At 64.2% G+C, this 25,343-nt stretch carries 27 protein-coding genes; 12 read left to right on the top strand and 15 right to left on the bottom strand.

What is annotated here, in order from left to right:
- The first annotated feature begins 137 nt into the window (after nt 1–137).
- The gene (locus ACFXP9_RS11115; protein ID WP_397208768.1) at nt 138–683 is read left to right on the top strand and encodes a CAP domain-containing protein; all 546 of its coding nucleotides are present in this window, start codon (nt 138–140) and stop codon (nt 681–683) included.
- A gap of 447 nt (nt 684–1,130) precedes the next feature.
- On the opposite strand, the gene ACFXP9_RS11110 is transcribed toward ACFXP9_RS11115, so the two are convergent.
- The 13 genes from ACFXP9_RS11110 to sucC all read right to left on the bottom strand — a co-directional run bounded on the left by ACFXP9_RS11110 (nt 1,131) and on the right by sucC (nt 12,465).
- Nucleotides 1,131–1,625 (bottom strand): transglycosylase SLT domain-containing protein, encoded by a 495-nt coding sequence (locus ACFXP9_RS11110; protein ID WP_397208769.1) that lies wholly within the window; start codon nt 1,623–1,625, stop codon nt 1,131–1,133.
- A gap of 145 nt (nt 1,626–1,770) precedes the next feature.
- The gene (gene lpdA / locus ACFXP9_RS11105) at nt 1,771–3,159 is read right to left on the bottom strand and encodes a dihydrolipoyl dehydrogenase (protein ID WP_397208770.1); all 1,389 of its coding nucleotides are present in this window, start codon (nt 3,157–3,159) and stop codon (nt 1,771–1,773) included.
- Nucleotides 3,160–3,225: 66 nt separating this feature from the next.
- Nucleotides 3,226–3,639, bottom strand: a complete 414-nt coding sequence (locus ACFXP9_RS11100; RefSeq protein WP_397208772.1) for an MAPEG family protein — start codon at nt 3,637–3,639, stop codon at nt 3,226–3,228.
- A gap of 3 nt (nt 3,640–3,642) precedes the next feature.
- The gene (locus ACFXP9_RS11095) at nt 3,643–3,795 is read right to left on the bottom strand and encodes a L,D-transpeptidase family protein (protein ID WP_397208773.1); all 153 of its coding nucleotides are present in this window, start codon (nt 3,793–3,795) and stop codon (nt 3,643–3,645) included.
- The gene (locus ACFXP9_RS11090; RefSeq protein ID WP_397208774.1) at nt 3,792–4,082 is read right to left on the bottom strand and encodes a L,D-transpeptidase family protein; all 291 of its coding nucleotides are present in this window, start codon (nt 4,080–4,082) and stop codon (nt 3,792–3,794) included. Before ACFXP9_RS11090 ends, ACFXP9_RS11095 begins: the two co-directional genes overlap by 4 nt.
- Before the next feature lie 107 nt (nt 4,083–4,189).
- Nucleotides 4,190–4,444 (bottom strand): hypothetical protein, encoded by a 255-nt coding sequence (locus ACFXP9_RS11085; RefSeq protein WP_397208775.1) that lies wholly within the window; start codon nt 4,442–4,444, stop codon nt 4,190–4,192.
- A gap of 3 nt (nt 4,445–4,447) precedes the next feature.
- Nucleotides 4,448–4,891, bottom strand: a complete 444-nt coding sequence (locus tag ACFXP9_RS11080; protein ID WP_397210214.1) for an EVE domain-containing protein — start codon at nt 4,889–4,891, stop codon at nt 4,448–4,450.
- 58 nt (nt 4,892–4,949) lie between these two features.
- Nucleotides 4,950–6,470: a 2-oxoglutarate dehydrogenase complex dihydrolipoyllysine-residue succinyltransferase gene (odhB, locus tag ACFXP9_RS11075; RefSeq protein WP_397208777.1), complete on the bottom strand. Its 1,521-nt coding sequence runs from the start codon at nt 6,468–6,470 to the stop codon at nt 4,950–4,952.
- A gap of 4 nt (nt 6,471–6,474) precedes the next feature.
- Nucleotides 6,475–9,441 (bottom strand): 2-oxoglutarate dehydrogenase E1 component, encoded by a 2,967-nt coding sequence (locus ACFXP9_RS11070; RefSeq protein ID WP_397208778.1) that lies wholly within the window; start codon nt 9,439–9,441, stop codon nt 6,475–6,477.
- Complete coding sequence (locus ACFXP9_RS11065; RefSeq protein ID WP_397208779.1) at nt 9,438–9,965, bottom strand: DUF805 domain-containing protein; 528 nt, start codon at nt 9,963–9,965, stop codon at nt 9,438–9,440. The genes ACFXP9_RS11070 and ACFXP9_RS11065 overlap by 4 nt, the downstream gene beginning before the upstream one ends.
- 146 nt (nt 9,966–10,111) lie before the next feature.
- The gene (gene sucD, locus ACFXP9_RS11060) at nt 10,112–10,996 is read right to left on the bottom strand and encodes a succinate--CoA ligase subunit alpha (protein WP_397208780.1); all 885 of its coding nucleotides are present in this window, start codon (nt 10,994–10,996) and stop codon (nt 10,112–10,114) included.
- A gap of 13 nt (nt 10,997–11,009) precedes the next feature.
- Entirely contained in the window at nt 11,010–11,267 is a 258-nt protein-coding gene (locus ACFXP9_RS11055; protein WP_397208781.1) for a hypothetical protein, read from the bottom strand.
- A 4-nt stretch (nt 11,268–11,271) separates the two neighbouring features.
- On the bottom strand, nt 11,272–12,465 hold the full coding sequence (gene sucC / locus ACFXP9_RS11050; protein ID WP_397208782.1) for an ADP-forming succinate--CoA ligase subunit beta: 1,194 nt from the start codon (nt 12,463–12,465) through the stop codon (nt 11,272–11,274).
- A 417-nt stretch (nt 12,466–12,882) separates the two neighbouring features.
- Between sucC and ACFXP9_RS11045 the strand changes: the two genes are divergently transcribed.
- Entirely contained in the window at nt 12,883–15,156 is a 2,274-nt protein-coding gene (locus ACFXP9_RS11045; protein WP_397208783.1) for a calcium-binding protein, read from the top strand.
- 64 nt (nt 15,157–15,220) lie between these two features.
- On the opposite strand, the gene ACFXP9_RS11040 is transcribed toward ACFXP9_RS11045, so the two are convergent.
- Complete coding sequence (locus ACFXP9_RS11040; protein WP_397208784.1) at nt 15,221–16,588, bottom strand: hypothetical protein; 1,368 nt, start codon at nt 16,586–16,588, stop codon at nt 15,221–15,223.
- A gap of 71 nt (nt 16,589–16,659) precedes the next feature.
- Nucleotides 16,660–17,622: a malate dehydrogenase gene (gene mdh / locus ACFXP9_RS11035; RefSeq protein WP_397208785.1), complete on the bottom strand. Its 963-nt coding sequence runs from the start codon at nt 17,620–17,622 to the stop codon at nt 16,660–16,662.
- Nucleotides 17,623–17,750: 128 nt separating this feature from the next.
- Here mdh and ACFXP9_RS11030 point away from each other — a divergent pair, with 128 nt between their 5' ends.
- The 10 genes from ACFXP9_RS11030 (at nt 17,751) to ACFXP9_RS10985 (ending at nt 25,342) form a co-directional block, all read left to right on the top strand.
- Nucleotides 17,751–18,488, top strand: a complete 738-nt coding sequence (locus ACFXP9_RS11030) for a sulfite exporter TauE/SafE family protein (protein WP_397208786.1) — start codon at nt 17,751–17,753, stop codon at nt 18,486–18,488.
- An 83-nt stretch (nt 18,489–18,571) separates the two neighbouring features.
- The gene (locus ACFXP9_RS11025) at nt 18,572–19,417 is read left to right on the top strand and encodes an HpcH/HpaI aldolase/citrate lyase family protein (protein ID WP_397208787.1); all 846 of its coding nucleotides are present in this window, start codon (nt 18,572–18,574) and stop codon (nt 19,415–19,417) included.
- Between the two features lie 2 nt (nt 19,418–19,419).
- On the top strand, nt 19,420–19,968 hold the full coding sequence (locus tag ACFXP9_RS11020) for an NnrU family protein (RefSeq protein WP_397208788.1): 549 nt from the start codon (nt 19,420–19,422) through the stop codon (nt 19,966–19,968).
- Nucleotides 19,969–19,971: 3 nt separating this feature from the next.
- Entirely contained in the window at nt 19,972–20,178 is a 207-nt protein-coding gene (locus tag ACFXP9_RS11015) for a DUF1737 domain-containing protein (protein WP_397208789.1), read from the top strand.
- Complete coding sequence (locus tag ACFXP9_RS11010; RefSeq protein ID WP_397208790.1) at nt 20,175–21,209, top strand: MaoC family dehydratase; 1,035 nt, start codon at nt 20,175–20,177, stop codon at nt 21,207–21,209. The genes ACFXP9_RS11015 and ACFXP9_RS11010 overlap by 4 nt, the downstream gene beginning before the upstream one ends.
- 836 nt (nt 21,210–22,045) lie before the next feature.
- Nucleotides 22,046–22,438, top strand: coding sequence for a succinate dehydrogenase, cytochrome b556 subunit (gene sdhC / locus ACFXP9_RS11005; RefSeq protein ID WP_397208791.1), 393 nt, complete (start codon nt 22,046–22,048; stop codon nt 22,436–22,438).
- Nucleotides 22,439–22,453: 15 nt separating this feature from the next.
- Nucleotides 22,454–22,840 carry a succinate dehydrogenase, hydrophobic membrane anchor protein gene (gene sdhD / locus ACFXP9_RS11000; protein ID WP_397208792.1) on the top strand — a complete coding sequence of 129 codons (387 nt, stop codon included), beginning with the start codon at nt 22,454–22,456 and terminating at the stop codon, nt 22,838–22,840.
- 12 nt (nt 22,841–22,852) lie between these two features.
- Nucleotides 22,853–24,655 (top strand): succinate dehydrogenase flavoprotein subunit, encoded by a 1,803-nt coding sequence (gene sdhA / locus ACFXP9_RS10995; RefSeq protein ID WP_397208793.1) that lies wholly within the window; start codon nt 22,853–22,855, stop codon nt 24,653–24,655.
- On the top strand, nt 24,655–25,011 hold the full coding sequence (locus tag ACFXP9_RS10990; protein WP_397208794.1) for a hypothetical protein: 357 nt from the start codon (nt 24,655–24,657) through the stop codon (nt 25,009–25,011). Before sdhA ends, ACFXP9_RS10990 begins: the two co-directional genes overlap by 1 nt.
- Before the next feature lies 1 nt (nt 25,012).
- The gene (locus tag ACFXP9_RS10985; RefSeq protein ID WP_397208795.1) at nt 25,013–25,342 is read left to right on the top strand and encodes a hypothetical protein; all 330 of its coding nucleotides are present in this window, start codon (nt 25,013–25,015) and stop codon (nt 25,340–25,342) included.
- Nucleotide 25,343 lies beyond the last annotated feature (1 nt).

Genomic DNA, 25,343 nt, shown 5'->3' with positions numbered 1-25,343 from the left:
CCCTCGCCGCTGCGCGGCTTCACCCCGAGGTATTTGGGACAGGCGCGAGGGGGCGGATCGGTCAAATGTGATGCAATCCGTGGTTGATACCTGCGCTGGCTTGCGCGACCCTGCGCCAGGTTAACGAGGGGTATGTGATGATTGTCAGATCATGGATCGTGCTGGCCGGGATGGCCGCGATGCTGACGGCCTGTGGGCCGGCCCAACCGCCGGTGCCGTCAAATGGCTCGGGCAAATACGATGTGCAGGCCAGCGCGCCGGGAACGGCGCAATGCGTGGCCACCACTGCGGTGGAAAATGCCCGTGGCGCCGCCGCCACCAATCAGGCGCGGCAGGCGCATGGTCTGGCACCTGTGCGCCCGGATGCACGGCTGGCGCGGGTTGCGGCGCAACATGCCTGCGACATGGCAAAGCGCGGGCTGATGTCGCATGGCGGCAGCACCACCAGCGGGCCGGGCCAGCGGGTCAAGAAGGCCGGTTACGCGCCGCGGATCACCGCGGAAAACATTGCCGCCGGGCCGTTCAGCCTGCCGCGTGTGCTGGCGGAATGGAACGGCTCGTCCGGGCATTTGGAAAACATCCTGATCCCGCAGATGCGCGATTACGGCATCGGTCGTGCGGTCGGCAGTGACGGGCGGATGGTGTTCTGGTCGGCGGTCTATGCCGCGCCCAAGGGCGGTTGAGGCGGGCGGTCCTGCGCAGGCAAACGGGGGGCGGTGGCCTGTGACGGCCTTTGCGTGATGTCATCGGGAAGTGATGTCATCGGAAAGGCGGGGCCTGTCGGGGCCTGACGTCATCCCGTTTCCGGTCGTGGCGTGTGGCAGGCCTGTGGGACAGGCGATCGGGACCGTGGCGTGGCAGCGTCAGACGGGGTTTGTGGGGTCTTGGTTGGGCAGCCGGGGGCGCAGCCAGACCGACATTTACCACGATCTGCCCGGCGTGGCTGGCACGGGGTGGCACCGGGACAGTCCGGTGCTGCGTCGGTGCGCCATCGCTGTCGGGCGTGGGTCAATAAGGCACCGCCGCGCGGCCATTGTCGATGGGTGTGGGGGTGTCAGTCCTTGATCGCGCCCGGTTGGGCGCGACCGGATCGGGGGCTTGCCGGCTGATCCGGGCCGTCACGGGGGCGGTCAGCGCAGGCCGGTGGCTTGCAGCAGGCCCTTGCGCTTGGCCTCGTAATAATAGCCGCGCGAATACCATTTCACCGCTGCGTCGTGGTTGCCGTCGGCCACCATATAAGCGCCGCGCAGGTATTTGACGCCATATTTCAGGTTGGTATCGGCATCCAGCAGCCCCTCGGCATTGCCGCGATAGCCCATGCCGCGCGCGGTGGCGGGCAGCATCTGCATCAGCCCGTAATAGGGGCCGTTGCGCGCGCCGGGACGGTGGCGGCTTTCGCGGATCACCACGCGCTGCACCAGCGATACCGGGACGCCGTAATGGCGCGACCAGTATTCGATCTTGTTGCGCAGTTCCGGGGTCTCATTCGCGTTCAGCCCGCCCGCGCCGCCGCTGACCGCGCGCGGATCGGTCAGATACATCCGGTCCGCGCCGCCCGAGCCGCCGCCACAGGCCGCCAGTGCCATCACGCAGCCAAGGGCAATCGCCCGCATCTTGCCTGCCATTTTATCCCTCATTCCCGTTGGGGCCCGCTTTGCGGGTTGTGCTGCCGATATACGGCAGCTTGCGGTCCCGCACCTATTGAAAAAAGCGTGGGCCGCCCCGGTGGGACGGCCCGTCAGCGGCTTTTTGCCGGTCTGTGCGGGGGCGTCAGACGTGGATCGCGCCGTCGCCACAGGCCAGCGCGGCCTCGCGCACGGCCTCGGAGCAGGTCGGGTGGGCGTGGCAGGTCAGGGCGATATCCTCGGCCGCGGCGCCAAAGGACATGGCGACGCAAACCTCGTGGATCATCTCGCCGGCATTCGGGCCAATGATGTGACAGCCCAGAACCCGGTCGGTTTCGGCATCCGCGATCATCTTTACGAAACCATCTGCCTGCATCATCGCCTTGGCGCGGGCATTGCCCATGAAGGGGAATTTGCCGATCTTGATCTTGCGACCCGCGTCCCTGGCGGCCTGTTCGGTCAGGCCGACGCTGGCGACCTCGGGGGTGGTATAGATGACGCCGGGAATGACGTTATAGTCAACATGCCCGTGCTTGCCGGCGATGACCTCGGCCACGGCCATGCCTTCATCCTCGGCCTTGTGGGCCAGCATCGGGCCGGTGATGGCGTCACCGATGGCATAGATGCCTTTGACATTGGTCGACCAGTGATCGTCGGTCGCGATCTGACCGCGTTCGGTCAGCCTGACGCCTGCGGCTTCCAGCCCCAGACCATCGGTGAAGGGCTTGCGACCGGTGGCGACCAGCACGGTTTCGGCCTCGATGCTGTGTTCGCTGTCGTCTTTCTTCAGCTTGAAAGTGACGGTGGCCTTGCCTTTTTCAGCGCGCACCCCCTGAACGGCGGCCCCCAGTTTGAAGTCAAGCCCTTGCTTGGTCAGGATTTTCTGGAACTGCTTTTGCACCTCGGCATCCATGCCGGGGGTGATGGCGTCCAGATATTCAACCACGGTGACCTTGGCGCCAAGGCGGGCATAGACCGACCCCAGTTCCAGCCCGATAACGCCCGCGCCGATCACCACCATGGATTTCGGGATTTTCGGCAGGCTGAGCGCGCCAGTGGAATCGACGACGATACCGGCCTGATTGTCAACCTCGACACCCGGCAGGGCAGAGGGAACCGAGCCAGAGGCGATGACGATATTTTTGGTGTCATATTCCTGATCACCGACCTTGACCTTACCCGCGGCGGGGATGCTGGCCCAACCTTTCAGCCAGTCGATCTTGTTCTTCTTGAACAGGAATTCGATGCCCTTGGTGTTGCCCGACACGACATCGGATTTATAGTCCTGCATTTTGGACCAGTCGACTTTGACCTTGGCGCCGGTCAGGCCCATCTTGTCAAAGTTTTCATGGGTTTCGTGCAGCATATGGCTGGCATGCAGCAGCGCTTTCGAGGGGATGCAGCCGACATTCAGGCAGGTGCCGCCAAGGGTTTCGCGCCCCTCGACGCAGGCCACTTTCAGCCCCAGTTGCGCGGCGCGGATGGCGCAGACATAGCCGCCGGGGCCGGCGCCGATAACGATCAGGTCATACATCAGGTTGGTTCCTTGTCTTGATGGCGGCACCGGGGGCTGTCTGCCCCCGGACCCCCGAGGGTATTTTTACACCGAAGAAAGCAGGGCGGTGACGATCATCACCATGGTGGCCACAAAGCCCGCCCCCCAGATGACCGAGCGCCAGGGCGACCAGCCAAAGGCATAGGCCGGCACATACAGCGCCCGCGCCAGCAAATAGACCCAGGCGCAGATGGTGGTCAGCGGGGTCGAAAACACGGTCAGGGTGACCAGCAGCACCGCGATGGTAAAGAAGATCAGCCCTTCGAAATGGTTGTTCACCGCCCGGCGCAGACGCCCGGTCAGGGGTGACAGGTCCGGTTCGCGGTCGCGTGGCCCGGCATTCCATTGCGCGCCGACATCGCGGTTCAGCGCCGCGCCGGCCAGCCCGATCTGGATGGCTTGCAGGATGGCGGCAAGGCCAAGGATGAACAATTCGGGGGTGATCGTCACGGCAGTCATGGGTCAGCCTTCAATATGGATCGGCGTGCCTTGGGCGACCGCCGACCAGATTTCGCGGATTTCGTCATTGGTAACGGCACTGCAGCCATTGGTCCAATCACGCAGGTGATGCAAGGGGCCAGGACAGCCCCGGTCATTGGGAAGACCATGGATCATAATGGCCCCGCCGGTGTCTTGATTGCGGGTTTGGCGGCGGCGCGATCAGCGGCATCGGAACAGGAGATATGCAGCGACAGATGCGCCACCGAACGCGGGTTGCGGGCGTCGATGATATAGGCACCCTTGGGCCTGCGCTGGTCGCCTTCACGCCGTTTGTGGCCCTGTGCATCGGCACCAAGGCTGATGCGATAGCTGCGCAAGACCAGACCGTCATGCATCAGCCGCAACTGGCGGTCGGCCTTGCTGACCCTGATCATATCGGCCTGAAGGTCTGCGTCAGCCATGGCTGGCGTGCTGTTCTGCGCGCCGCCCGTCGCATGGGCGTGGCCGGGTGCCGCGACGGGCACGGAGATCAGCAAAGCCAGCAGGACAGGACGCGCGGGGGACATGGTCAGGCGGTTTCGACGAAATGGAAATCGCTGGCGCTGACCCCGGCCTGCGTGTGAAACACCTGCGCCGCACCGCTCAGATAGGCACGCGCGGCCTTGGCGTCACGCACGTCATACAGAACCCAGACGCTGGTATCGGATTCGCGCCAGATTTGCAGGACGCCAAGGTGGTTATTGGCGCGGTCCTCGGCATCGGCATCGAAGGCGGTTTTGAAACCGGCGAAACCGGCGATGGTGTAATGGGCGATCAGCTGCATCGGTCAACCTTTCAGCATGGCATCGCGGATGGTCTGGAAATCCGCGGCCGAGATTTCGAACATCCCGCGCCGGGCCAACATGCCCCAGGGACTGCGGGTAAATTCCAGCCTGTCCCTTAACGCGCTGATCGGGGTTTCGGTCGCATCCAGAAACGCCACATCGCGGCGAAAGCCCATCATGCCGGGGCGCATTTCCGCCTGAAAGGGGTCGGCATCAGCGATCTGGCCGATGGCGGTAAAGGCCTGCAAGACGTCACCGTCGGGATAGGCGGTTTTCGGGGAATAATAGACCAGCCAGTCCCCCGGCGACATGCGCCGCAGCGGCGCCAGCTTGCCGTGGTTCAGCATGGCGAACCCGCCCGCCACCCCCCGCAGCACATGGGCGCGGCTGACAACGCCGATCCAGAAGCGGGTGGGGCCGGACGCGGGGGGACGGGGCTGGGACATGGACAGCGGCTTACCCGTGTTCCGTCAGGGGCGGCCCGTGGACCGCCCCCGCAGGTGATTACAGATCCATCAGCAGGCGGCGCGGGTCCTCAAGCGCCTCTTTGACGCGGACAAGGAAGGTCACGGCGCCCTTGCCGTCCACGATCCGGTGGTCATAGGACAGCGCCAGATACATCATCGGGCGGATCACGATCTCGCCCTTCACGACGACGGGGCGGTCCTGGATCTTGTGCATCCCAAGGATACCCGATTGCGGCGGGTTCAGGATCGGCGAAGACATCAGCGAGCCATAGACACCACCGTTCGAGATGGTGAAGGTGCCGCCCTGCATTTCGGCCATGGACAGCTTGCCGTCACGGGCGCGTTTGCCCATTTCCGCGATGGATTTCTCGATCTCGGCAAAGCTCATCTGATCGGCGTCGCGCAGGACCGGCACCACCAGACCCGAGGGCGTGCCGACCGCGACACCCATATGGACGAAGTTCTTGTAAACCACGTCGCCGCCGTCGATTTCGGCGTTCACCTCGGGGACCTCTTTGAGGGCGTGGTTACAGGCTTTGACGAAGAAGGACATGAAGCCCAGCTTGACGCCGTGTTTCTTTTCGAACTGGTCCTTATAGGCGTTGCGCAGGTCCATGACCGCCTTCATGTCGACCTCGTTATAGGTGGTCAGCATGGCGGCGGTGTTCTGCGCGTCCTTCAGGCGGCGCGCGATGGTGGCGCGCAGGCGGGTCATCTTGACGCGTTCCTCGCGGCGCGCATCTTCGGGCGACGAGGGGCTGCGCGGGGCGGCTGCCGGGGCCGGGGCGGCGCTGGCGGCGGGGGCGGCTTTGGCGACGTCTTCTTTCATCACCCGGCCATCCTTGCCGCTGCCGGTGACCGCATCGCGCGAGATGCCCTTTTCGGCCATGGCTTTCTTGGCCGAAGGCGCGTCCTCGACATCCTTGCCCGTTTTCGCGGCGGGGGCGGCGCTGGCGGCGGGCGCGGCGGCTTTGGCCGCCGAGGCACCGGCACCGGCCATGATCACGGCCAGTTTGCCATTGGCCTGCACCGTGTCACCCTCGGCGGCGATCACCTCGGACAGCACACCTGCGGCGGGGGCCGGAACCTCGACCGAGACCTTGTCGGTCTCAAGCTCGCACAGCATTTCGTCCTGCTCGACCCGGTCGCCGGGCTGTTTGAACCAGGTGGCGACGGTGGCTTCGGTGACCGATTCCCCCAGCGTCGGCACCATGACATCGACCGGCTGGCCGCTGTCGCTGGCGGTATCGCCAGTTGCCGGGGCGTCGGATTTGGCGTCGGCACCATCCTTGGGCAGCATTTCCTCGGGGCCGGCGCTGCCGGCCTCGGCGATCTGGGCCAGCAGGGCGTTGGGCTGAACGGTCTCGCCCTCGGCGGCGACGATCTCGGCCAGTTTGCCAGCGGCGGGCGAGGGCACCTCGACCGTTACCTTGTCGGTTTCCAGCTCGCACAGCATTTCATCGACGGCCACCATATCGCCGGGCTTTTTGAACCAGGTGGCGACGGTTGCCTCGGATACGGATTCCCCCAGCGTGGGGACGCGGACTTCTACGGCCATTGGCTCAATCCTCTTTGCTGATAGCTTCGTTCACAAGTGCCTCTTGTTCCGCTTTATGGCGCGAGGCCAGACCGGTTGCGGGCGAGGCAGATGCCGCACGGCCGACATAGCGGGGGCGCGCATGTGTCGCGCCGATACGGTTCAGAACCCATTCGATATTGGGTTCGACAAAGGTCCAGCCGCCCTGGTTCTTGGGTTCTTCCTGACACCAGACCACCTGCGCCTGTTTGAAACGCTCAAGCTCTTTCGACAGGGACTGGGCCGGGAAGGGATAGAACTGTTCCAGACGCAGGATATAGACATCGTCGATGCCCTGTGCCTCGCGTGCCTGCATCAGGTCGTAATAGACCTTGCCCGAACAGATCACCACGCGGCGGATCTTGTCGTCAGCGGCCAGTTTGAAATCGACCTTACCGCGTTCGGCGTCATCCAGCAGCACCCGGTGGAAGGTGGACCCGGTGGTGAATTCATCCGCCGAGCTGACCGCCATCGGGTGACGCAGCAGCGATTTCGGCGTCATCAGCACCAAAGGCTTGCGGAACGGGCGCACCAGCTGGCGGCGCAGAATGTGGAAATAGTTCGCCGGCGTGGTGCAGTTGGCGACGATCCAGTTATCCTCGGCCGACATTTGCAGATAGCGTTCCAGACGGGCGCTGGAATGTTCCGGTCCCTGACCTTCGAACCCATGCGGCAACAGCATCACCAGACCCGACATGCGCAGCCATTTGCGTTCGCCCGAGCCGATAAACTGGTCGAACATGATCTGCGCGCCATTGGCGAAATCGCCGAACTGGGCCTCCCACAGGGTCAGGGTGTTGGGTTCAGCCAGCGAATAGCCGTATTCAAAGCCCAGAACCGCATATTCCGACAGCATCGAATCGATGACCTCGTAATGCGCCTGACCGCCGCGGATGTGGTTCAGCGGGTAATAGCGTTCCTCGGTCGTCTGGTCGATAAAGGCCGAATGACGCTGGCTGAAGGTGCCGCGGGTGCTGTCCTGACCGGCCAGACGCACCGGCTTGCCGTCCAGCAGCAGGCTGCCGAATGCCAGCGCCTCGCCGGTGGCCCAGTCAAAGCCCTGACCTTTTTCGAACATCTGCGATTTGGTGTCCAGAAGGCGGCCAACGGTTTTGTGCAGGTCGAACCCGTCGGGCACGCGGGTCAGCGCGGTGCCGATCTCGGCCATGGTTTCGGGGCTGATGCCGGTGGCGCCGGCGTTATATTCGGCACCTTCGGTTTCCAGACCCGACCATTTGCCGTCCAGCCAGTCCGCCTTGTTGGGCTTGAAGGCTTTGCCGATCTCGAACTCTTCGTTCAGATGCGACTGGAAGGCGGCCTTCATATCCTCGATCTCGCCCTCGGGGATCAGGCCGTCAGCGACCAGACGGTCGGTATATAGTTGCAGCGTGGTCTTGTGACCCTTGATCTGCTTGTACATCGCCGGGTTGGTGAACATCGGCTCGTCGCCCTCGTTGTGACCGAAGCGGCGATAGCAGAAAATGTCGATGACCACGTCCTTGTGGAATTTCTGGCGAAACTCCGTCGCGACCTTGGCGGCGTGAACCACGGCCTCGGGGTCATCGCCATTGACGTGGAAAATCGGCGCCTCGACCATCAGGGCGATGTCGGTCGGATAGGGCGAGGTCCGCGAGAAATGCGGCGCGGTGGTAAACCCGATCTGGTTGTTCACGACGATATGAATGGTGCCGCCAGTGCGATGGCCGCGAATGCCCGACAATTGCAGACATTCCGCGACGACGCCCTGACCGGCAAAGGCCGCATCGCCATGCAGCAGGATCGGCAGAACCGCGGTGCGGTGGGTGGTGTCGGAATGCTGGTCCTGCTTGGCGCGGACCTTGCCCAGAACCACGGGGTTCACGGCCTCAAGATGGCTGGGGTTGGCGGTCAGCGACAGGTGGACGGAATTGTCGTCAAAGCTGCGATCGCTGGAGGCGCCAAGGTGGTATTTCACATCGCCCGAACCGTCCACATCCTCGGGCTTGAAGCTGCCGCCCTGAAATTCGTGGAAGATCGCGCGATAGGGCTTGCCCATGACATTGGCCAGCACCGACAGGCGGCCCCGGTGGGGCATCCCGACGACGATTTCCTTGACGCCAAGCGCGCCGCCGCGCTTGATGATCTGTTCCATCGCCGGGATCAGCGCTTCGCCGCCATCAAGGCCGAAACGCTTGGTGCCCATGTATTTGACATGCAGGAACTTTTCAAAGCCCTCGGCCTCGACCAGCTTGTTCAGGATGGCGCGGCGGCCTTCGCGGGTAAAGGCGATTTCCTTGCCATACCCCTCGATCCGTTCCTTCAGCCAGGCGGCCTCTTCAGGGTTGGAAATATGCATGTATTGCAGCGCGAATGTGCCGCAATAGGTGCGTTCCATAATGTCGACGATCTGGCGGATCGAGGCGACCTGAAGCCCCAGCACATTGTCGATAAAGATCGGGCGGTCCAGATCGCCGGAATGGAAGCCATAGGTTTCGGGCTTCAGCTCGCCATGGTCGGGCACCTCGCGCATTGCCAGCGGGTCCAGCTGGGCGTGCAGGTGGCCGCGAATACGGAAAGCGCGGATCAGCATCAGCGCGCGGATGCTGTCCAGAACGGCGCGGCGCAACTGTTCATCCGACAGCTTGACGCCCTTTTCATCGGCCTTGCCGGTGATCTTTTTCAGCGCGGCCTGGGCCTCGGCGTTGCTGGCCATCGGCCATTCGCCGGTCAGCGCCGCGGTGTTTTCATCGCCCGGCATCGGCGGCCAGTCGGCGCGGGTCCAGCTGGCGCCCCTGGCCTCGCGGGTGACGGTGGTCTCGTCATCGCCGAGGCCGCGGAAGAAGGCGTCCCACGCCTCGTCGACGGCGGCGGGGTCCTGCGCCCACTGGCCATAAAGCTGTTCGACATATTCCGCGTTATGCCCTTGCAGGAAGGACGAATCGTGGAATGCGGCATTGGGGGACTGGTCGTTCATTGATTGACCTCGAGGGGGTTGGGGCCGAAACGGTTGGGGCCGGGGGTGCCGGCGCGGATAAGCTGGATCAGGACATAGATAAAGGTCCCGAAACTGGCCAGCATGACGGCAAATGTCAGCGGCAGGTTGGGGCTGGTGGTCACCAGCGTGCCACCTTCGCGCAGGCTGCGAAGCACTGCGGCAAAGCCGAAATGGGACAGGGCAAGAAGGATCACGCCGCCAAAGCTGATGGCAAAGGGCAGGGCCTGCCACCAGCCGCTTTTGTCGCGGTCATGCAGGCGCCGGGCCGCGACGGCGATGGTCGGGATCAGCGTCAGCAGCGTGAAAAGACTGCCCGGCCAGCCGCTGCCATAGGTGATGCGGGTGCCGGTCATGACCATGCGCCCATCGGGGCTGGTCTGATGAACCTGGGTGACAGCCGGGCCAAAGATCGCGGACCAGATCACGGTCAGCACGATCTGAACCAGAATGCAGAACAACACGAATTTCCAGAACTCGGCCGGTCGTGCGCGCCCTGAAAACACGAATGCCTTGCGAAAGACACGCGCAGCCGCCTGCATCATCGGCAGTGGTCGGGGCGGGACAGGGGGGGCAGGCTGGTTCACGTCGTTCATCCGTGGCGGTCTGTCGCAGCCCCCAACCTAAGCAGGGGCTGCAACAATTTCAAAGATTACTTGCCCATAGCCTTAAGAACGGCTTCACCAAGACCGGCGGGGCTGTCGGCAACCACGATCCCGGCGGATTTCATCGCCTCGATCTTGGACCCGGCATCGCCTTTGCCGCCCGACACGATGGCGCCGGCATGGCCCATGCGACGACCCGGAGGCGCGGTGCGGCCCGCGATGAACCCGGCAACCGGCTTTTTACGGCCACGCGCGGCTTCGTCTTTCAGGAACTGCGCGGCCTCTTCCTCGGCGCTGCCGCCGATTTCACCGATCATGATGATGGCGTCGGTTTCATCGTCGTCCAAGAACATGTCCAGCACGTCGATATGTTCCATCCCCTTGATCGGGTCGCCGCCGATGCCCACCGCCGAGGACTGGCCCAGACCCACATCCGAGGTCTGTTTCACCGCCTCATAGGTCAGCGTGCCCGAACGCGACACGACGCCGATGCGCCCGCGCTTGAAGATGGAACCGGGCATGATGCCGATCTTGCATTCGTCAGGCGTCATGATGCCGGGGCAGTTCGGGCCGATCAGGCGCGATTTGCTGTTTGCCAGCGCCCGCTTGACGCGCATCATGTCCAGCACCGGGATGCCCTCGGTGATGCAGACGATCAGCGGCACTTCGGCGTCGATGGCCTCAAGGATCGAATCCGCCGCGAAAGGGGGCGGAACATAGATCACCGAAGCGTTTGCCTCGGTCCTGGCGACGGCTTCGTGAACGCTGTCGAAAACCGGCAGGTCCAGATGCGTGCTGCCGCCTTTGCCGGGCGTCACGCCGCCAACCATCCTGGTGCCATAGGCGATGGCTTGTTCAGTATGAAACGTCCCCTGCGAGCCGGTCAGGCCCTGACAGATGACTTTGGTGTTTTTGTCGACGAGAATGGCCATGTGTTGGCGTCTCCTATTCCACAAATAGCGCACGAAGCGCGAAAAAGAGCGATGCTGCGAAGAGGGTCACCGTGACAGCGCGGACCAAAAAGGCCTGTATCACGATGCCAGATCGCCCATTACCGAAGGAGAAGATCTTTCCAAAGCTGCGATGCCACGCCAGAAACGTGTCCTGATCCTGATTGCGGACCAGTTGGTCTGCCATGATCGAAACCATCCCGGTCCAAAGTCCGGCAAGGGCCAGCAAACCAGCTATCGCGGCGTCAGTCACCCGGTTATCCCTTCACCGCCTTCACGATTTTCTCGGCGCCGTCTTTCAGGTCGTCGGCGGCGATCACGTTCAGGCCGGATTCGGCGATGATCTTTTTGCCCAGTTCGACATTGGTGCCTTCCAGACGCACGACCAGCGGAACCTGCAGCCCGACCTCTTTCACGGCGGCGATGATGCCTTCCGCGATGATGTCACAGCGCATGATGCCGCCAAAGATGTTGACCAGAATGCCTTTGACGTTCGGGTCGCTGGTGATGATCTTGAACGCCTCGGTGACCTTTTCCTTGGTCGCGCCGCCGCCCACATCAAGGAAGTTGGCGGGTTCGGCGCCATACAGCTTGATGATGTCCATCGTCGCCATCGCCAGACCGGCACCGTTGACCATGCAGCCGATTTCGCCGTCCAGCGCGATATAGTTCAGGTCGTATTTCGACGCTTCCAGCTCTTTGGGGTCTTCCTCGGTCTCGTCACGCAGGGCCTGAATGTCGGGGTGGCGATACAGCGCGTTGCCGTCAAAGCCCACCTTGGCGTCCAGCACCTTCAGATCGCCCTGTTCGGTCACGATCAGCGGGTTGATTTCCAGCATCTCCATGTCTTTGTCCGAGAAGGCTTTGAACAGGATGCCGGCCAGTTTTGCCATTTGCTTGGCCTGGTCTTTTTCCAGCTTCAGCGCCTGCGCGATTTTCCGGGTGTGGAACGGTTGCAGGCCGGTGGCCGGATCGACGCTGAAGCTGACGATCTTTTCGGGGGTCGAGGCCGCGACTTCCTCGATATCCATGCCGCCCTCGGTCGAGGCAACAAAGCTGATGCGCGAGGTCTGACGGTCAACCAGCAGCGCCAGATACAGTTCGCGCGCAATATCGGACCCATCTTCCAGATAGATGCGGTTGACCTGTTTGCCCGCGGGGCCGGTCTGGTGCGTGACCAGCGTCTTGCCCAGCATCTGGTTCACGAATTCCGCGACCTCGTCGATGGATTTGGCCAGACGCACGCCGCCTTTTTCACCGGCTTCGGCCTCTTTGAATTTGCCTTTGCCGCGTCCACCGGCGTGGATCTGCGATTTCACGACCCAAAGCGGCCCGCCCAGTTCGGTGGCCTTGGCTTTTGCTTCGCTGGGGTCCAGCACGACGCGGCCCTCGCTGACCGGCGCGCCGTATTCTTTCAGCAGCGCCTTGGCCTGATATTCGTGGATGTTCATCACGATCCTCCGTTCAGATGCGTTCCGGCAGCTTCTGACACAAAGCAATCGCGTTTTCGATGCAAATCTTTCGTGACGGCTGTTTTTTGCGCGGTTTGCGGTGTTTGTGATCACAGAAAAATCCGCTGTGATCACAAAATGCCCCGCGCGGTCCCAGCCCCAGCCCCGCCTGCCGCACCGCAGCTTGTTTCCGCTGCGTTGCGGCATGTGCCGGGGCGATTCCCGCCCCGCCCCGGGGCCGCATCCCACCCCGCGCCGCCCTGATGCACCCGCCCCATCAGGTCGCGGCAAGGTTGCAGCGGAAAGCCGCCGATCTGCCACGGGTCCGGCACTGTCTCAGCGATTGTGCTTGCCTCAGCTCTGACGTTGCGGAAACTTTTGTCAGTTTTGTCTCTGGGGAGAGAGGGAGTAGTCTCAATGGCGGATATCGCAGGTGACAGGTCGACGACGGCGGTCGTGACCGGGACGGGCACATATCGGTCGGATCTGGGCGTTAACAGAGATTCCGACTGGTGGAAGGTCGAGCTGAAAGGCGGCCTGAATTACGATTTCAAGATCACCGGCGATGGCAGCGCGACCTCGCTTGATGACGGGCGGCTGCATATCCGCGATGCGGATGGCAACAGCCTTGACAGCGTGCGCGACGGCAGCACCCTCAGCTTTCGTCCGACGGCGTCGGGGACGTTTTTCCTGTCGGTCGAGGATGACGACCGCTGGGACAATGCCGCCGAGGGCAATTACGTCCTGACCGCGAACATGACCGACACGATCGCGGATAACGTCAACACCACCGCCCGCATAGACGGCAGCGGCCAGACCCGCGGCGAGCTGGGTCAGAACGCCGATAACGACTGGTACCGGATCGAACTGACCGCCGGGCAAAGCGTCGATTTCCTGCTGAGCGGCGATGGCTCGGGCAGTTCGCTGGCGAATGGGCGGCTGTATCTGCGCGATGCCAATGGCAATGATCTGGGCAATATCCGCGATGGCAACCTGCTGTCTTTTACCGCCAAAACCAGTGGCGTTTATTACCTTGACGTGGGCGATGACGATGTCTGGAATGGCCGCCCCGAGGGCAATTACGTCCTGACCGCGCGCATGGATGACCGCATCGCCAACAATACCGGCACCGACGCCGTGCTGCTGGCGGGCGAGACCCGGTCTGGCCGCGTCGATGCCAAGGATGATTACGACTGGTACCGGGTCGAGCTGAAGGCCGGTCAGACCTACAGCTGGACGGTCAGCGGCGATGGCGCGCCTGATCAGGTCAAAAACGCTTTTGTCGGGCTGCGCGATGCCGACGACACCAATATCAAGTATGATTACGGCTACAGCGGGCCGGCCTCGGTCAGCTTTACCGCCAGCACCAGTGGCACCTATTATATTTCGGCCGGCAGTCATGGCGGCTACAGCGGCGGCTATGTGCTGACCGGCGGCACCGACCTGTCGCGGCTTGGCGGCGATGCGCGTGACAACCTGCTGGCGGGCGATAATGGCGGCAACGCCATTCGCGGCATGGCGGGCAATGACACGCTGATCGGCAATGGCGGCAATGACAACCTGTTCGGCATGAATGGCAATGACAGCCTGTCGGGCGGCGCGGGCAATGACTTTCTGAATGGCGGCGCGGGCAATGACACGCTGTCAGGGGGCGACGGTCTGGACACCGCGCTGTTCGGCGGCCGCACGGCGCTGAACGTGGATCTGAACATCACCGGCGCGCAGAATACCGGGCAGGGCCGCGACGTGCTGACCGGGGTGGAGCATGTGATCGGTGGTGCCGGCAATGACCGGCTGACCGGGGATGGGGCGGGCAACCGTCTGTTGGGTGGCGGCGGCAATGATACGCTGATCGGCAATGGCGGCGACGATTTCCTGTATGGCGGCGCGGGCGATGACGTGATGCAGGGCGGGGCCGGGGTTGACACGGTGCGCTTTGCCGGGCGCGGGGCGGTGAATGTCGACCTGCGCCTGACCGGGGCACAGCAGACCGGGCATGGAACCGACGTCATGACCGGGGTTGAAAACGTCATGACCGGGGCGGGCAATGACCGCGTGACCGGCGATGCCGGGCGCAACCTGATCGCCGGGGGTGCCGGCAGTGACCGGATCGAGGGTCTGGACGGTGATGATATCCTGAATGGCGGCACCGGCCATGACACGCTGATCGGCGGCAATGGCATCGACACGGTGCAATATGTCGGCAGCCGTGGCGCCGTGGTCGACCTGTCCCAGACCGGGCCGCAGAATACTGGCTATGGGTTCGACGTGATCACGGGGGTGGAACGCATCTTTTCGGGCGATGGCGACGACCGGCTGACCGGCAATAACGGGGCCAACGGGCTGGTGTCGAATAATGGCAACGACCTGCTGCGCGGGCTTGGCGGCAACGACCTGCTAAGTGCGGGTGCGGGCGACGACACGCTGGAAGGCGGGCGCGGCAATGACTATCTGATCGGGGGCGCGGGTGCAGATGTTTTTGTTTTCGCGGGCGGCGATGGCCGCGATACCATCCGCGATTTCCAGCAGGGCAGCGATGTCATCCGCATTACCAGCGGCGCCGACAGTCTGGATGATCTGCGCATTGCGGCGGTGGGTGCGGATGTTCATATCAGCTTTGACGACACGGTGATCGTGGTCCAGAACCAGTCGGTCTGGTCCTTCGGCGCATCCGATTTCGACTTTACCTGATCCGGGCCGCAAGCCGGATCAGAACGCCGCGCGGTGCCTGCCGCGCGGCTTTTTCCATCGCTGGTCAGTTCAGCAGGATCATATACAGCCCCGCCGGGCCATCGAACATGCGGGCGAATTGCGCCAGCGTGTCCGCGCGCGACAGCGGGCCTTTTTCGGCATAGGGAAGGGCGCTGGCCCCCTGAACCCAGCCCACCGGGTCCAGCGCAGACGGGTTTTCGAACCATTTGGCGATATTGATGCCGTGATCGGGGGCAAAGCGCCAGAACGGCACCAACAGCTTGCCGTCCAGCACCGACCCGGCCTCGGTCAGGACGGCCTGCCATGCCGGGCCGGTCCCCTTTGGCAGCTCAAACCCCAGCGCCGCCTGCTGACGGTCATTGGGAATCCATTCGCGGTCATTGTCGGTTTCGGCCCCCAGCTTGTCCCAAAAGCGGCGGTTGGCGGCGATCATGTCACGCAGGTGCTGGCGGGCCGCGTGCAGCCGCGCCGGGTCGGGGTCGTGGCGCAGCAGGGACAGGATGGTGGTGATGTCATCGGCCAGCGGGCCGAACTGGTCCGCCTCGTGGGTCAGGACGGCACGCCCATCACCCGCTGTGCCGTCACCCGTCATCGCCCCGCGCCACTGATCGGCCAGCGCCTGTTGCGTGGCGATGCGCATGGACAACGCGGCTTCAGGGTAAAAGGCCAGCAGGAATTCCGCGAAACCCGACAGCATATGGGTATAGGCGCGCAGCCATTCGGCATCAGCCGCGTCAAAGCGCACCACCGGGGCGGCGGCGCTGTCGCCCTGATCCGCGCTGCCCTGCCCGCTATTGCCCTGATCGCTGCCATCCTGCTGCGGCGTGGCGGCGGCAAGGGGGATGCCGAACTGGGCTGGCATAAAGGCGGCCAGACCCTCGGCCGTGTCGGGCTGGCCGTTCTGGTTGATGTCGAACCAGATCGCGTCAGGGCGCAGGGTCAGCGCGGCGCTGTCATCGACCCCGTCCAGCGCCTTGCGCGTCGCGGTCATGTCGTCGATCAGGCCCTGGGCCAGCCGGTTCAGGAAATCGGGTTCCAGCGGCTGCGGCGCGGGGTTTTGCGGCAGCTGCGCCGTCAGCACCGGCAGCCCCAGCATCTGACCCAGCGGCGCGCTTTCGCCAATGCGCCAGCGCGCCTGATAGGCACGTTCGATGCCGCGCAGAAAGCTGACCGCCGCCAGCGCCATGGCGGTGTCGGGGGTCGCATCGCCCCGTCCGGCCAGATCGGCCAGCGCCGCCGCCAGCCCCTTTTCGCGCAGCAGATCCGACAGATCCGGCGCGGCCGAGGCAGGCGCGGCCTGTGTGTCAGGCGCGGCCTGCGCGGCAGGTGCGACCTGTGCGCTTGCTGTGACCGTTGCGGTCGTGGTGGCCAGCAGGCCGGTCAAAAACATCGGCATGAAAGCGGCGCGCATCATCCCGTCCCCCCAAAACAAAACGGCGCGCCGATGGTGGCGCGCCGTCTGTCAGGATGCAAGGGCGGCGATCAGGCCAGCGTGCCGTCGATGCCTTTGCAGGCGTCAACCAGACCTTTGACCGCGTCGACCGATTTGTCGAACATGGCCTGTTCGTCCTTGTTCATCTCGATGTCGATGACCTTCTCGATGCCGCCGGCACCGATCACGGTCGGCACGCCGACATACAGGCCGTCCAGACCATAGGCGCCTTTCACGAAGGCGGCGCAGGGCAGCACGCGCTTTTGGTCTTTCAGATAGGCCTCGGCCATCTCGATCGCGCTGGTGGCGGGCGCATAGAAGGCGGAACCGGTCTTCAGCAGGCCCACGATCTCGGCGCCGCCATCACGGGTGCGCTGGACGATCTGGTCCAGTTTTTCCTGGCTGGTCCAGCCCATCTTGACCAGATCCGGCAGCGGAATACCGGCCACGGTCGAATAGCGGGTCAGCGGCACCATCGTGTCGCCATGACCACCCAGCACGAAGGCGGTCACGTCCTTCATCGACACGTCGAATTCCAGCGACAGGAAGTGACGGAAGCGGGCGCTGTCCAGAACACCGGCCATGCCACAGACCTTTTCGGCGGGCAGGCCGCTGAATTTTTGCAGCGCCCAGACCATCGCGTCCAGCGGGTTGGTGATGCAGATGACAAAGGCGTTCGGGGCATGGGCCTTGATGCCCTCGCCAACCGATTTCATGACTTTCAGGTTGATCCCCAGCAGGTCGTCGCGCGACATGCCCGGCTTGCGCGGCACGCCCGCGGTGACGATGCAGACATCGGCGCCGGCGATATCGGCATAGTCATTGGTGCCTTTCAGGCGGGCGTCGAACCCTTCCGACGGGCCGGATTCGGCAATATCCAGCGCCTTGCCCTGCGGGGTGCCCTCGGCAATGTCGAACAGCACGACATCACCCAGTTCCTTCATCGCGGCCAGATGGGCCAGCGTGCCGCCGATCTGACCGGCGCCGATCAGTGCAATCTTGGGTCGAGCCATGTTTTCCTCCTGAAGGTTGATAGCTGACCGTTGGGTTAAGGCTTTGCGCTGCGCCGCGCAAGGCGTAAGCAGGGCAGGGCGGGGCGGTGTTTGCGCTAATATGCGACCCCCGCGACGATGGGGAACGGATGGAACCGGAAATCTGGGCACTGGCCGCGCTGGCGGCATTTCTGGTCGGGCTGTCCAAGGGCGGTTTGTCGATGATGGCCACGCTGGCGGTGCCGGTCATGGCGCTGGCGATGAACCCGGTGCTGGCGGCGGGGCTGTTGCTGCCGGTTTTCGTGGTGTCCGACCTGTTCGGCCTGATCGCATGGCGGCGCGATGTAGACTGGCGGGTGCTGCTGCGCGTGGTCCCCGGTTCGGTGCTGGGGGTGGGGCTGGGATGGGCGACGGCCAGTCTGGTGCCGGCGCATCTGGTCGGCGGTCTGGTGGGCGTGATCGGTGCGGCCTTTGCGCTGTGGGCGCTGATCCGGCCGCCGCTGCCCGATGCGCCGGCCCGGCACCCGCGCTGGCTGGCAGGCGGGTTCTGGGGCAGTGTCGCGGGCTATACCAGCTTTGTCAGCCACAGCGGGGCGCCGCCCTATCAGGTCTATGTCCAGCCGCTGCGGCTGGGGCGGCAGGCCTATGCCGGCACCATCACGGTGTTTTTCGCCATTACCAATGCGGTCAAGCTGATTCCCTATGCCGCGCTGGGGCAGTTATCGCCGCAAAACCTGCATATCGCCGCCAGCCTTGTGCCCGCTGCGCTGGCGGGTGTGGCGGTCGGTGTCTGGGCGGTGCGGCGCGTGTCAGAGCGGGTGTTTTACCTGTTCATCACCTGGGCCTTGCTGGCGGTGTCGGTCAGGCTGATGGCGGATGCGGTCTGACGCCGCGTTGCAGCGAAAGACCTTGCCGTTTTGGTCGAAATCGGGCAGCCTTGCGCAAGATTATTGCGATACGAAGGTTTGCTATGCCCACGACCCGCCCCTACCGCTCGGTTCTGTATATCCCTGCCGCCAATGCCCGCGCGATGGAAAAGGCGCAGGGGCTGGCCGCCGATGCGATTATCTTCGACCTCGAGGATGCCGTCGCGCCCGCGGAAAAAGCCGCGGCGCGCGACCTGCTGCGGGCGGCGCTGGCCAATGATTACGGCAAGCGCGCCCGGATCGTGCGCATCAACGGGCTGGACACCGACTGGGGCGCCGATGACGCGCGCGCCTTTGCCAGCGGCGCCGATGCGGTGCTGATCCCCAAGGTCAGCCGCCCGCAAGACCTTGATGCCGTTGCGGCGCTGGTGCCTGAAACGCCGCTGTGGGCGATGATGGAAACCGCCGAGGGGATGCTGAACGCCGCCGCCATTGCCGCGCATCCGCGCTTGCAGGGCATGGTGATGGGCACCAATGACCTTGCGAAAGAACTCAACAGCCGGTTCCGCGCCGACCGCCTGCCGATGATGGCCGGGCTGGGGCTGTGCCTGCTGGCGGCAAAGGCGCAGGGCAAGGTGATTGTCGACGGCGTCTATAACGCCTTCAAGGACGAGGACGGGCTGCGCGCCGAATGCGATCAGGGTCGCGATATGGGCTTTGACGGCAAGACCCTGATCCACCCGGCGCAGCTGGCGGTGACCAATGCCGCCTTTGCCCCATCCGGCGCCGAGGTCGATCTGGCCCGCCGCCAGATCGCCGCCTTTGAACAGGCGCAGGCCGGGGGCAAGGGCGTTGCCGTGGTCGATGGCCGCATTGTCGAGAACCTGCATATCGTGACCGCGCGGGCGCTGCTGGCCAAGGCCGACGCCATCGCCGCGCTGGAGGGGTAAGGATGAACATTCTGGTTCTGGGCGTGGCGCTTTGGGTGGCCGCGCATCTGTTCAAACGCATGGCCCCGCAATTTCGCGCCGCGATGGGCGACACTGGCAAGGCGGTGGTCGCGCTGGCGCTGCTGGCGGCGGTGCTGCTGATGATCTGGGGCTATCGCAGTGCCGATGGCGCGGTGTTCTGGGGCGTCAGCCCGGCCTTGAAAGGCATTAATAACCTGCTGATTCTGATCGCCTTCTATCTGTTCGCGGCGGCGGGGATGAAAACCGCCATCGCGCGGCGGATGCGCCACCCGATGCTGTGGGGTGTGGTGATCTGGTCGGTGGCGCATCTGATGGTGAATGGCGACACGCCGTCCTTCGTGCTGTTTGGCGGGCTGGGTCTGTGGGCGCTGGTGGAAATGGCGGTGATCAACCGCAGCCAGCCGCATTGGGTGCCGCCCGCCGCGCAGCCCCGCCAGCGCGAGCTGATGGCGCTGGCCGGTGCGTTCATCGTTTACGGTGTCGCGGCGCTGGTTCATATCTGGCTGGGTTACAACCCGTTCGGAGCCTGACCCATGAGCACCCTTTACCGCCTGCTGACCGAGGATGACACATCCGCCTTTTGCCACAAGGTCAGCGACGCGCTGGCCAAAGGCTGGGTGCTGCATGGCAGTCCCGCGATCAGTTTCGACGCGGCGCGCGGCGTGATGCGCTGTGCGCAGGCCGTGACCAAACAGGTCGCGGATGATTACCACCCCGAGATGAAGCTGGGAAGCCAATGAGCAAGACCAACCAAGGCCGTTTCTTCGAAGATTACCGCATCGGTCAGGTGATCCGCCATGCCGTCCCCCGCACCGTGGCCGAGGGCGAGCGCGCGCTGTATCACGCCCTGTATCCGGCCCGTCACGCGCTGTATTCCAGCGATGATTTCGCCGCCCGCTGCGGGCTTGATGGCAGCCCGGTCGATGACCTGATCGCCTTCCACATCGTGTTTGGCAAGACGGTCCCCGATATCAGCCTGAACGCGGTCGCCAATCTGGGCTATGCGCAGGGGCGCTGGCTGGCCTCGGTCTGGCCGGGCGATACGCTGCGGGCCGAGTCAGAGGTGATCGGGCTGAAACAGAACAGCAACGGCAAATCGGGCGTGGTCTGGGTGCGTTCGCGCGGGGTGAACCAGAGCGGCGAGGTGGTTCTGGACTATGTCCGCTGGGTGATGGTGCGCAAGCGCGACGCCGATTCCCCGGCGCCGCAAACCGTGATCCCCGATCTGCCCAAGGCCGTGGATGCGGCTGATCTGGTCTTGCCAGAAGGGTTGAACTTTGACGAATATGACTTTGAACTGGCAGGCGAAAGTCACCGCTGGGGCGATTATGAGGTTGGCGAGCGCATCGACCATGTCGATGGCGTCACCATCGAGGAGGCCGAGCATATGCTGGCCACCCGCCTGTGGCAGAACACCGCCAAGGTGCATTTCGACGCCACCAACCGCCCCGATGGCCAGCGCCTGATCTATGGCGGTCATGTCATCAGCATGGCGCGCGCGCTGTCCTTTAACGGGCTGGCCAATGCGCAGATGATCGTGGCGCTGAATGGCGGCGCCCATGCCAACCCCTGTTTCGCCGGCGACACTGTCCGCGCCTGGTCCGAGGTTCTGGACAAGGCCGAAACCGCCACCCCCGGCATCGGGGCGATTCGGCTGCGTCTGGTGGCGACCAAGGGCCAAAGCGGCGATTTCGTGCTGAAAGGCGCGGATGGAAAATACGATCCGCAGGTGCTGCTGGATCTGGATTATTGGGCGCTGATGCCGATCTGACCGTCCGGGGCGCGCGCCCGCAAATGTCGTGCCCCGCGCGCTCTGAAATATTTCGCCCCGCGCGCCAATGACGTCATTGCCCCGCGCGCCCGTGGCATCCTTGCCCCGCGCGATGGCCATTCCGGCCCGGCATCTGTCGGGGTGGTTTGGCGATCAGCTCTTGCGGCTGTGCACCCCGAAGAATGCAGACGCACCCACAAGGACTTGCGCCGTTTGCATCCTGAACCGCCTTGCCGACTGGTCGGCGGCGACGGAATCAGCGGGCCGGGGTTGCAGCCGGACCTGCTTATCGCGGGGGAATCGCCCGGTAATAGCCCCCGTGACCGCGTGGGTTCGTCGCTGAAACCTGAATCGTCCTTGGGGCAGCCACCGCCCGGACCGCTGCTGATCCCAAGAGGTGAAGGAATGGGCCGGTTTTGTCCGTCAATGCCCGATGCTGCCGGCCCGTCAGATCATGTCAAAACGCATCCGCGGCGCATGAGGGGGCGTGAAACGGGCGCCGCTTTGCTGATCGCCCGGAAAGCCCGTCGGCCCGATGGTGCAGCGTGGCCTGCCCATACCTGCCCGCGCCGCATGGCCGGGGCGGGGGCAGAACCGGGTGGGTGAGGACGGACAGGGCTGTTTTTTGTCGCGTTTCCGGTTGTGATCACAACCGCAACCCATGTGATCACAAAAACAGATGTTCGCGCTAAATGCAGCATTTGAGCCAATCGCCCCCGTGACAAGCCGTCACAAATGTTGCATGGCTGTCGCAATATCCAGCCAGCCCGGACCGCGCCAGCTGATCTAGCAGCCGCCGCAACGCGCCGGGCCCCGATCCGAAGGGAGAGCGCCTTATGGCTGACGTCAACCGTGGCAACCGCCCGCTGTCGCCGCATCTTCAGGTTTACCGACTGCCCGTCACTGCCGTGACCTCGATCCTGACGCGGATCACCGGCCATGCGATGCTGGCGGGTCTGGTCTTGCTGGTCTGGTGGCTGGTCGCCGCCGCGACCTCGCCACAGGCTTTTGCGACCGCCGATGCGGTGATGAACAGCTGGTTCGGCTTTATCGTGATGTGGGGCTCGGTCTGGGCGCTGTGGTATCACTTCATGGCCGGCCTGCGTCACCTGGCCTATGATTCCGGCCGCGGGCTGGAAATCGACGCGGCCAAGAAGCTGAGCTGGGTCGTCATCGGCGCATCCGTCGCCCTGACCCTGATCAGCATCATCCTGTTCTATTTCGCCTGACCGGAGGAAGCCGACATGCGTTATATCACCCCCCGCAAGGCCGCCACCGGTCTGGGTGCCAGCGGCACCGGCACCGCCCATCACTGGGGCATGACCGTCAGCGCCGTGGCGCTGGCCGTGCTGACCCCGCTGTTCATGATCTCGGCCGGCAGTGCGATCGGCCTGCCGCACCGCGCCGTTCTGGCCCATTTCGGCCAGCCGTGGCACGCCATCGTCACCGCGCTGTTCATTGTTGTCGGCATGATCCATTTCATGCGCGGCACCCGCATCATGATTGACGATTACATTCACGGCACCGCGCGCAAGGTCGCGCTGATCGTGGCCGATATCTTTGGTTGGGCGGTCATCGCCGCCGGCGTGTTCGCGCTGGCACGGATGACGCTGATTGGCATTCTGGTCTGAGGGCATCACATCATGGCTGAATATACTTACGAAACGCATGAATATGATGTCGTGGTCGTCGGCGCCGGTGGCGCCGGTCTGCGTGCCACGCTGGGGATGGCCGAACAGGGGCTGCGCACCGCCTGCGTGACCAAGGTGTTCCCGACCCGCAGCCACACCGTTGCGGCACAGGGCGGCATCGCCGCCAGCCTGTCCAATATGGGGCCGGATAACTGGCAGTGGCATATGTATGACACCGTCAAGGGCAGCGACTGGCTGGGTGACACCGACGCGATGGAATACCTTGCGCGTGAGGCCCCCAAAGCGGTGTATGAGCTGGAACATTACGGCGTTCCCTTCTCGCGCACGGAAGAGGGCAAGATCTATCAGCGGCCCTTCGGCGGTCACACCACCGAATTCGGTGAAGGCCCCCCCGTGCAGCGCACCTGCGCCGCCGCCGACCGCACCGGCCACGCCATTCTGCACACGCTTTATGGTCAGTCGCTGAAGGAAAAAGCCGAATTCTTTATCGAATATTTCGCGCTGGACCTGATCATCACCGATGGCGCCTGCACCGGCGTCGTCTGCTGGAAGCTGGATGACGGCACCATTCACGTTTTCAACGCCAAGATGGTGGTTCTGGCGACCGGCGGTTATGGCCGCGCCTATTTCAGCGCCACCAGCGCCCATACCTGCACCGGCGACGGTGGCGGCATGGTGGCCCGCGCGGGCCTGCCGCTACAGGACATGGAATTCGTTCAGTTCCACCCGACCGGGATCTATGGCTCGGGCTGTCTGATCACCGAGGGCGCGCGCGGCGAGGGCGGTTACCTGACCAACAGCGAGGGTGAGCGCTTCATGGAGCGTTACGCCCCGACCTATAAAGACCTTGCCTCGCGCGATGTGGTCAGCCGTTGTATCACGCTGGAAATCCGCGAGGGTCGCGGCGTGGGGGAACATAAGGACCACATGTTCCTGAACCTGCAACACCTGCCGCCCGAGGCGCTGGCGGAACGTCTGCCGGGCATCAGTGAATCGGCCAAGATCTTTGCCGGTGTCGATGTCACCAAGGAACCGATCCCGATCCTGCCGACGGTGCATTACAACATGGGCGGCATCCCCACCAATTACTGGGGCGAGGTGCTGAACCCGACCGAGGAGACGCCGGATGCGGTATTCCCCGGCCTGATGGCCGTTGGCGAGGCGGGCTGTGCCTCGGTTCACGGCGCGAACCGTCTTGGCTCGAACAGCCTGATCGACCTGGTGGTGTTCGGCCGCGCCGCCGCCATCCGCGCCGGTCAGGTCATCGACCGCGACAGCCCGGTTCCGGCCACCAACACGGCACAGGTCGACAAGGCGCTGGCCCGGTTCGACGCGCTGCGTTTCGCCAATGGCAACACCCCGACCGCCGAACTGCGGCTTGAGATGCAAAAGACCATGCAGGCCGATGCCGCCGTCTTCCGCACCGACAAGACGCTGGCCGAGGGCAAGGACAAGATGACCGCCATTGCCGCCAAGCTGAACGACCTGAAGGTCACCGATCACAGCCTGATCTGGAACACCGACCTGATGGAAACGCTGGAACTGACCAACCTGATGCCCAACGCGCTGGCCACCATCACCGGCGCCGAGGCGCGCAAGGAAAGCCGTGGGGCGCACGCGCACGAGGATTACCCCGAGCGGGATGACGCCAACTGGCGCAAACACTCGCTTGCATGGGTGGACGGCAACAGCGTTAAACTGGCCTATCGTCCCGTTCATCTGGAACCGCTGACCGGTCAGGATCAGGGCGGGATCGACCTGAACAAGATCGCTCCGAAGAAAAGGGTTTACTGATGCGTTATTCGCTGATCGCCGCCGTTGCCGCCATGACCGCCCTGTCGGGTTGCGTCGTGCCGGTCACGGCACCGGTTCCGACCGCGCCCACCCCGGTGCCGGGCACCGCCGGCCTGACCCCGGCGCAACGGGTCGCCGCCCGCAACGTGATCAACGCCGAGATGGGCAAGCGCCTGCCCGGCGTGAACACCCAGCCGTATACCGATTGCGTGCTGTCCAATGCCTCGATGGCGGAAATGGCCGATCTGGCCGCCATTGCCGCCGGGGCAACGGGCGGGGCACCGGATGCGGTGGCCGCCATTGTCAAACGTCCGGCGACGACCCAGTGCATCGCCAAGGTCGCGGCGACCGCCTGACATGAGCCGCGTCGCGCCCCTGCTGACCTGCACCGCCGTGATCGCGATCACCGCACTGGCCGCCTGCGCGCCGGTGCCGGTGGCGCAGGCGGAGCGCAGCTGCCTGTCCGACGCGCGTCTGGCGCTGGGACCGCGCAGCGAGGTCAGCATTGGCGTGGGTGCGGTGTCGGGCAGGGGGCTGCGCACCACCGGTCATATCGGTGTGGCGATGTCCTCGGACGCGATCATGGGGCGCGACCCTGCGGATGTGTTCGCGCGCTGCGTCATGCGGCGATCAGGCCAGATGCCGACGCGGCCCCTGTATGACCAACCCGGCTGGCGGGGGGCGTGAT

Origin of the sequence: Paracoccus jiaweipingae, from assembly GCF_044335505.1 — a bacterium.
Lineage (GTDB): Bacteria > Pseudomonadota > Alphaproteobacteria > Rhodobacterales > Rhodobacteraceae > Paracoccus.
The sequence above is the reverse complement of the archived record's forward strand: the minus strand, read 5'-3'. Positions and strand labels throughout refer to the sequence as shown.

Bases quoted from the DNA above. Each gene is read 5' to 3' on its own strand.
- ACFXP9_RS11115 (WP_397208768.1), top strand. From the start codon at position 138: ATGATTGTCAGATCATGGATCGTGCTGGCCGGGATGGCCGCGATGCTG.
- ACFXP9_RS11110 (WP_397208769.1), bottom strand. From the start codon at position 1,625: ATGGCAGGCAAGATGCGGGCGATTGCCCTTGGCTGCGTGATGGCACTG.
- lpdA (WP_397208770.1), bottom strand. From the start codon at position 3,159: ATGTATGACCTGATCGTTATCGGCGCCGGCCCCGGCGGCTATGTCTGC.
- ACFXP9_RS11100 (WP_397208772.1), bottom strand. From the start codon at position 3,639: ATGACTGCCGTGACGATCACCCCCGAATTGTTCATCCTTGGCCTTGCC.
- ACFXP9_RS11095 (WP_397208773.1), bottom strand. From the start codon at position 3,795: ATGATCCATGGTCTTCCCAATGACCGGGGCTGTCCTGGCCCCTTGCAT.
- ACFXP9_RS11090 (WP_397208774.1), bottom strand. From the start codon at position 4,082: ATGGCTGACGCAGACCTTCAGGCCGATATGATCAGGGTCAGCAAGGCC.
- ACFXP9_RS11085 (WP_397208775.1), bottom strand. From the start codon at position 4,444: ATGCAGCTGATCGCCCATTACACCATCGCCGGTTTCGCCGGTTTCAAA.
- ACFXP9_RS11080 (WP_397210214.1), bottom strand. From the start codon at position 4,891: ATGTCCCAGCCCCGTCCCCCCGCGTCCGGCCCCACCCGCTTCTGGATC.
- odhB (WP_397208777.1), bottom strand. From the start codon at position 6,470: ATGGCCGTAGAAGTCCGCGTCCCCACGCTGGGGGAATCCGTATCCGAG.
- ACFXP9_RS11070 (WP_397208778.1), bottom strand. From the start codon at position 9,441: ATGAACGACCAGTCCCCCAATGCCGCATTCCACGATTCGTCCTTCCTG.
- sucD (WP_397208780.1), bottom strand. From the start codon at position 10,996: ATGGCCATTCTCGTCGACAAAAACACCAAAGTCATCTGTCAGGGCCTG.
- sucC (WP_397208782.1), bottom strand. From the start codon at position 12,465: ATGAACATCCACGAATATCAGGCCAAGGCGCTGCTGAAAGAATACGGC.
- ACFXP9_RS11045 (WP_397208783.1), top strand. From the start codon at position 12,883: ATGGCGGATATCGCAGGTGACAGGTCGACGACGGCGGTCGTGACCGGG.
- ACFXP9_RS11040 (WP_397208784.1), bottom strand. From the start codon at position 16,588: ATGCGCGCCGCTTTCATGCCGATGTTTTTGACCGGCCTGCTGGCCACC.
- mdh (WP_397208785.1), bottom strand. From the start codon at position 17,622: ATGGCTCGACCCAAGATTGCACTGATCGGCGCCGGTCAGATCGGCGGC.
- ACFXP9_RS11030 (WP_397208786.1), top strand. From the start codon at position 17,751: ATGGAACCGGAAATCTGGGCACTGGCCGCGCTGGCGGCATTTCTGGTC.
- ACFXP9_RS11025 (WP_397208787.1), top strand. From the start codon at position 18,572: ATGCCCACGACCCGCCCCTACCGCTCGGTTCTGTATATCCCTGCCGCC.
- ACFXP9_RS11020 (WP_397208788.1), top strand. From the start codon at position 19,420: ATGAACATTCTGGTTCTGGGCGTGGCGCTTTGGGTGGCCGCGCATCTG.
- ACFXP9_RS11015 (WP_397208789.1), top strand. From the start codon at position 19,972: ATGAGCACCCTTTACCGCCTGCTGACCGAGGATGACACATCCGCCTTT.
- ACFXP9_RS11010 (WP_397208790.1), top strand. From the start codon at position 20,175: ATGAGCAAGACCAACCAAGGCCGTTTCTTCGAAGATTACCGCATCGGT.
- sdhC (WP_397208791.1), top strand. From the start codon at position 22,046: ATGGCTGACGTCAACCGTGGCAACCGCCCGCTGTCGCCGCATCTTCAG.
- sdhD (WP_397208792.1), top strand. From the start codon at position 22,454: ATGCGTTATATCACCCCCCGCAAGGCCGCCACCGGTCTGGGTGCCAGC.
- sdhA (WP_397208793.1), top strand. From the start codon at position 22,853: ATGGCTGAATATACTTACGAAACGCATGAATATGATGTCGTGGTCGTC.
- ACFXP9_RS10990 (WP_397208794.1), top strand. From the start codon at position 24,655: ATGCGTTATTCGCTGATCGCCGCCGTTGCCGCCATGACCGCCCTGTCG.
- ACFXP9_RS10985 (WP_397208795.1), top strand. From the start codon at position 25,013: ATGAGCCGCGTCGCGCCCCTGCTGACCTGCACCGCCGTGATCGCGATC.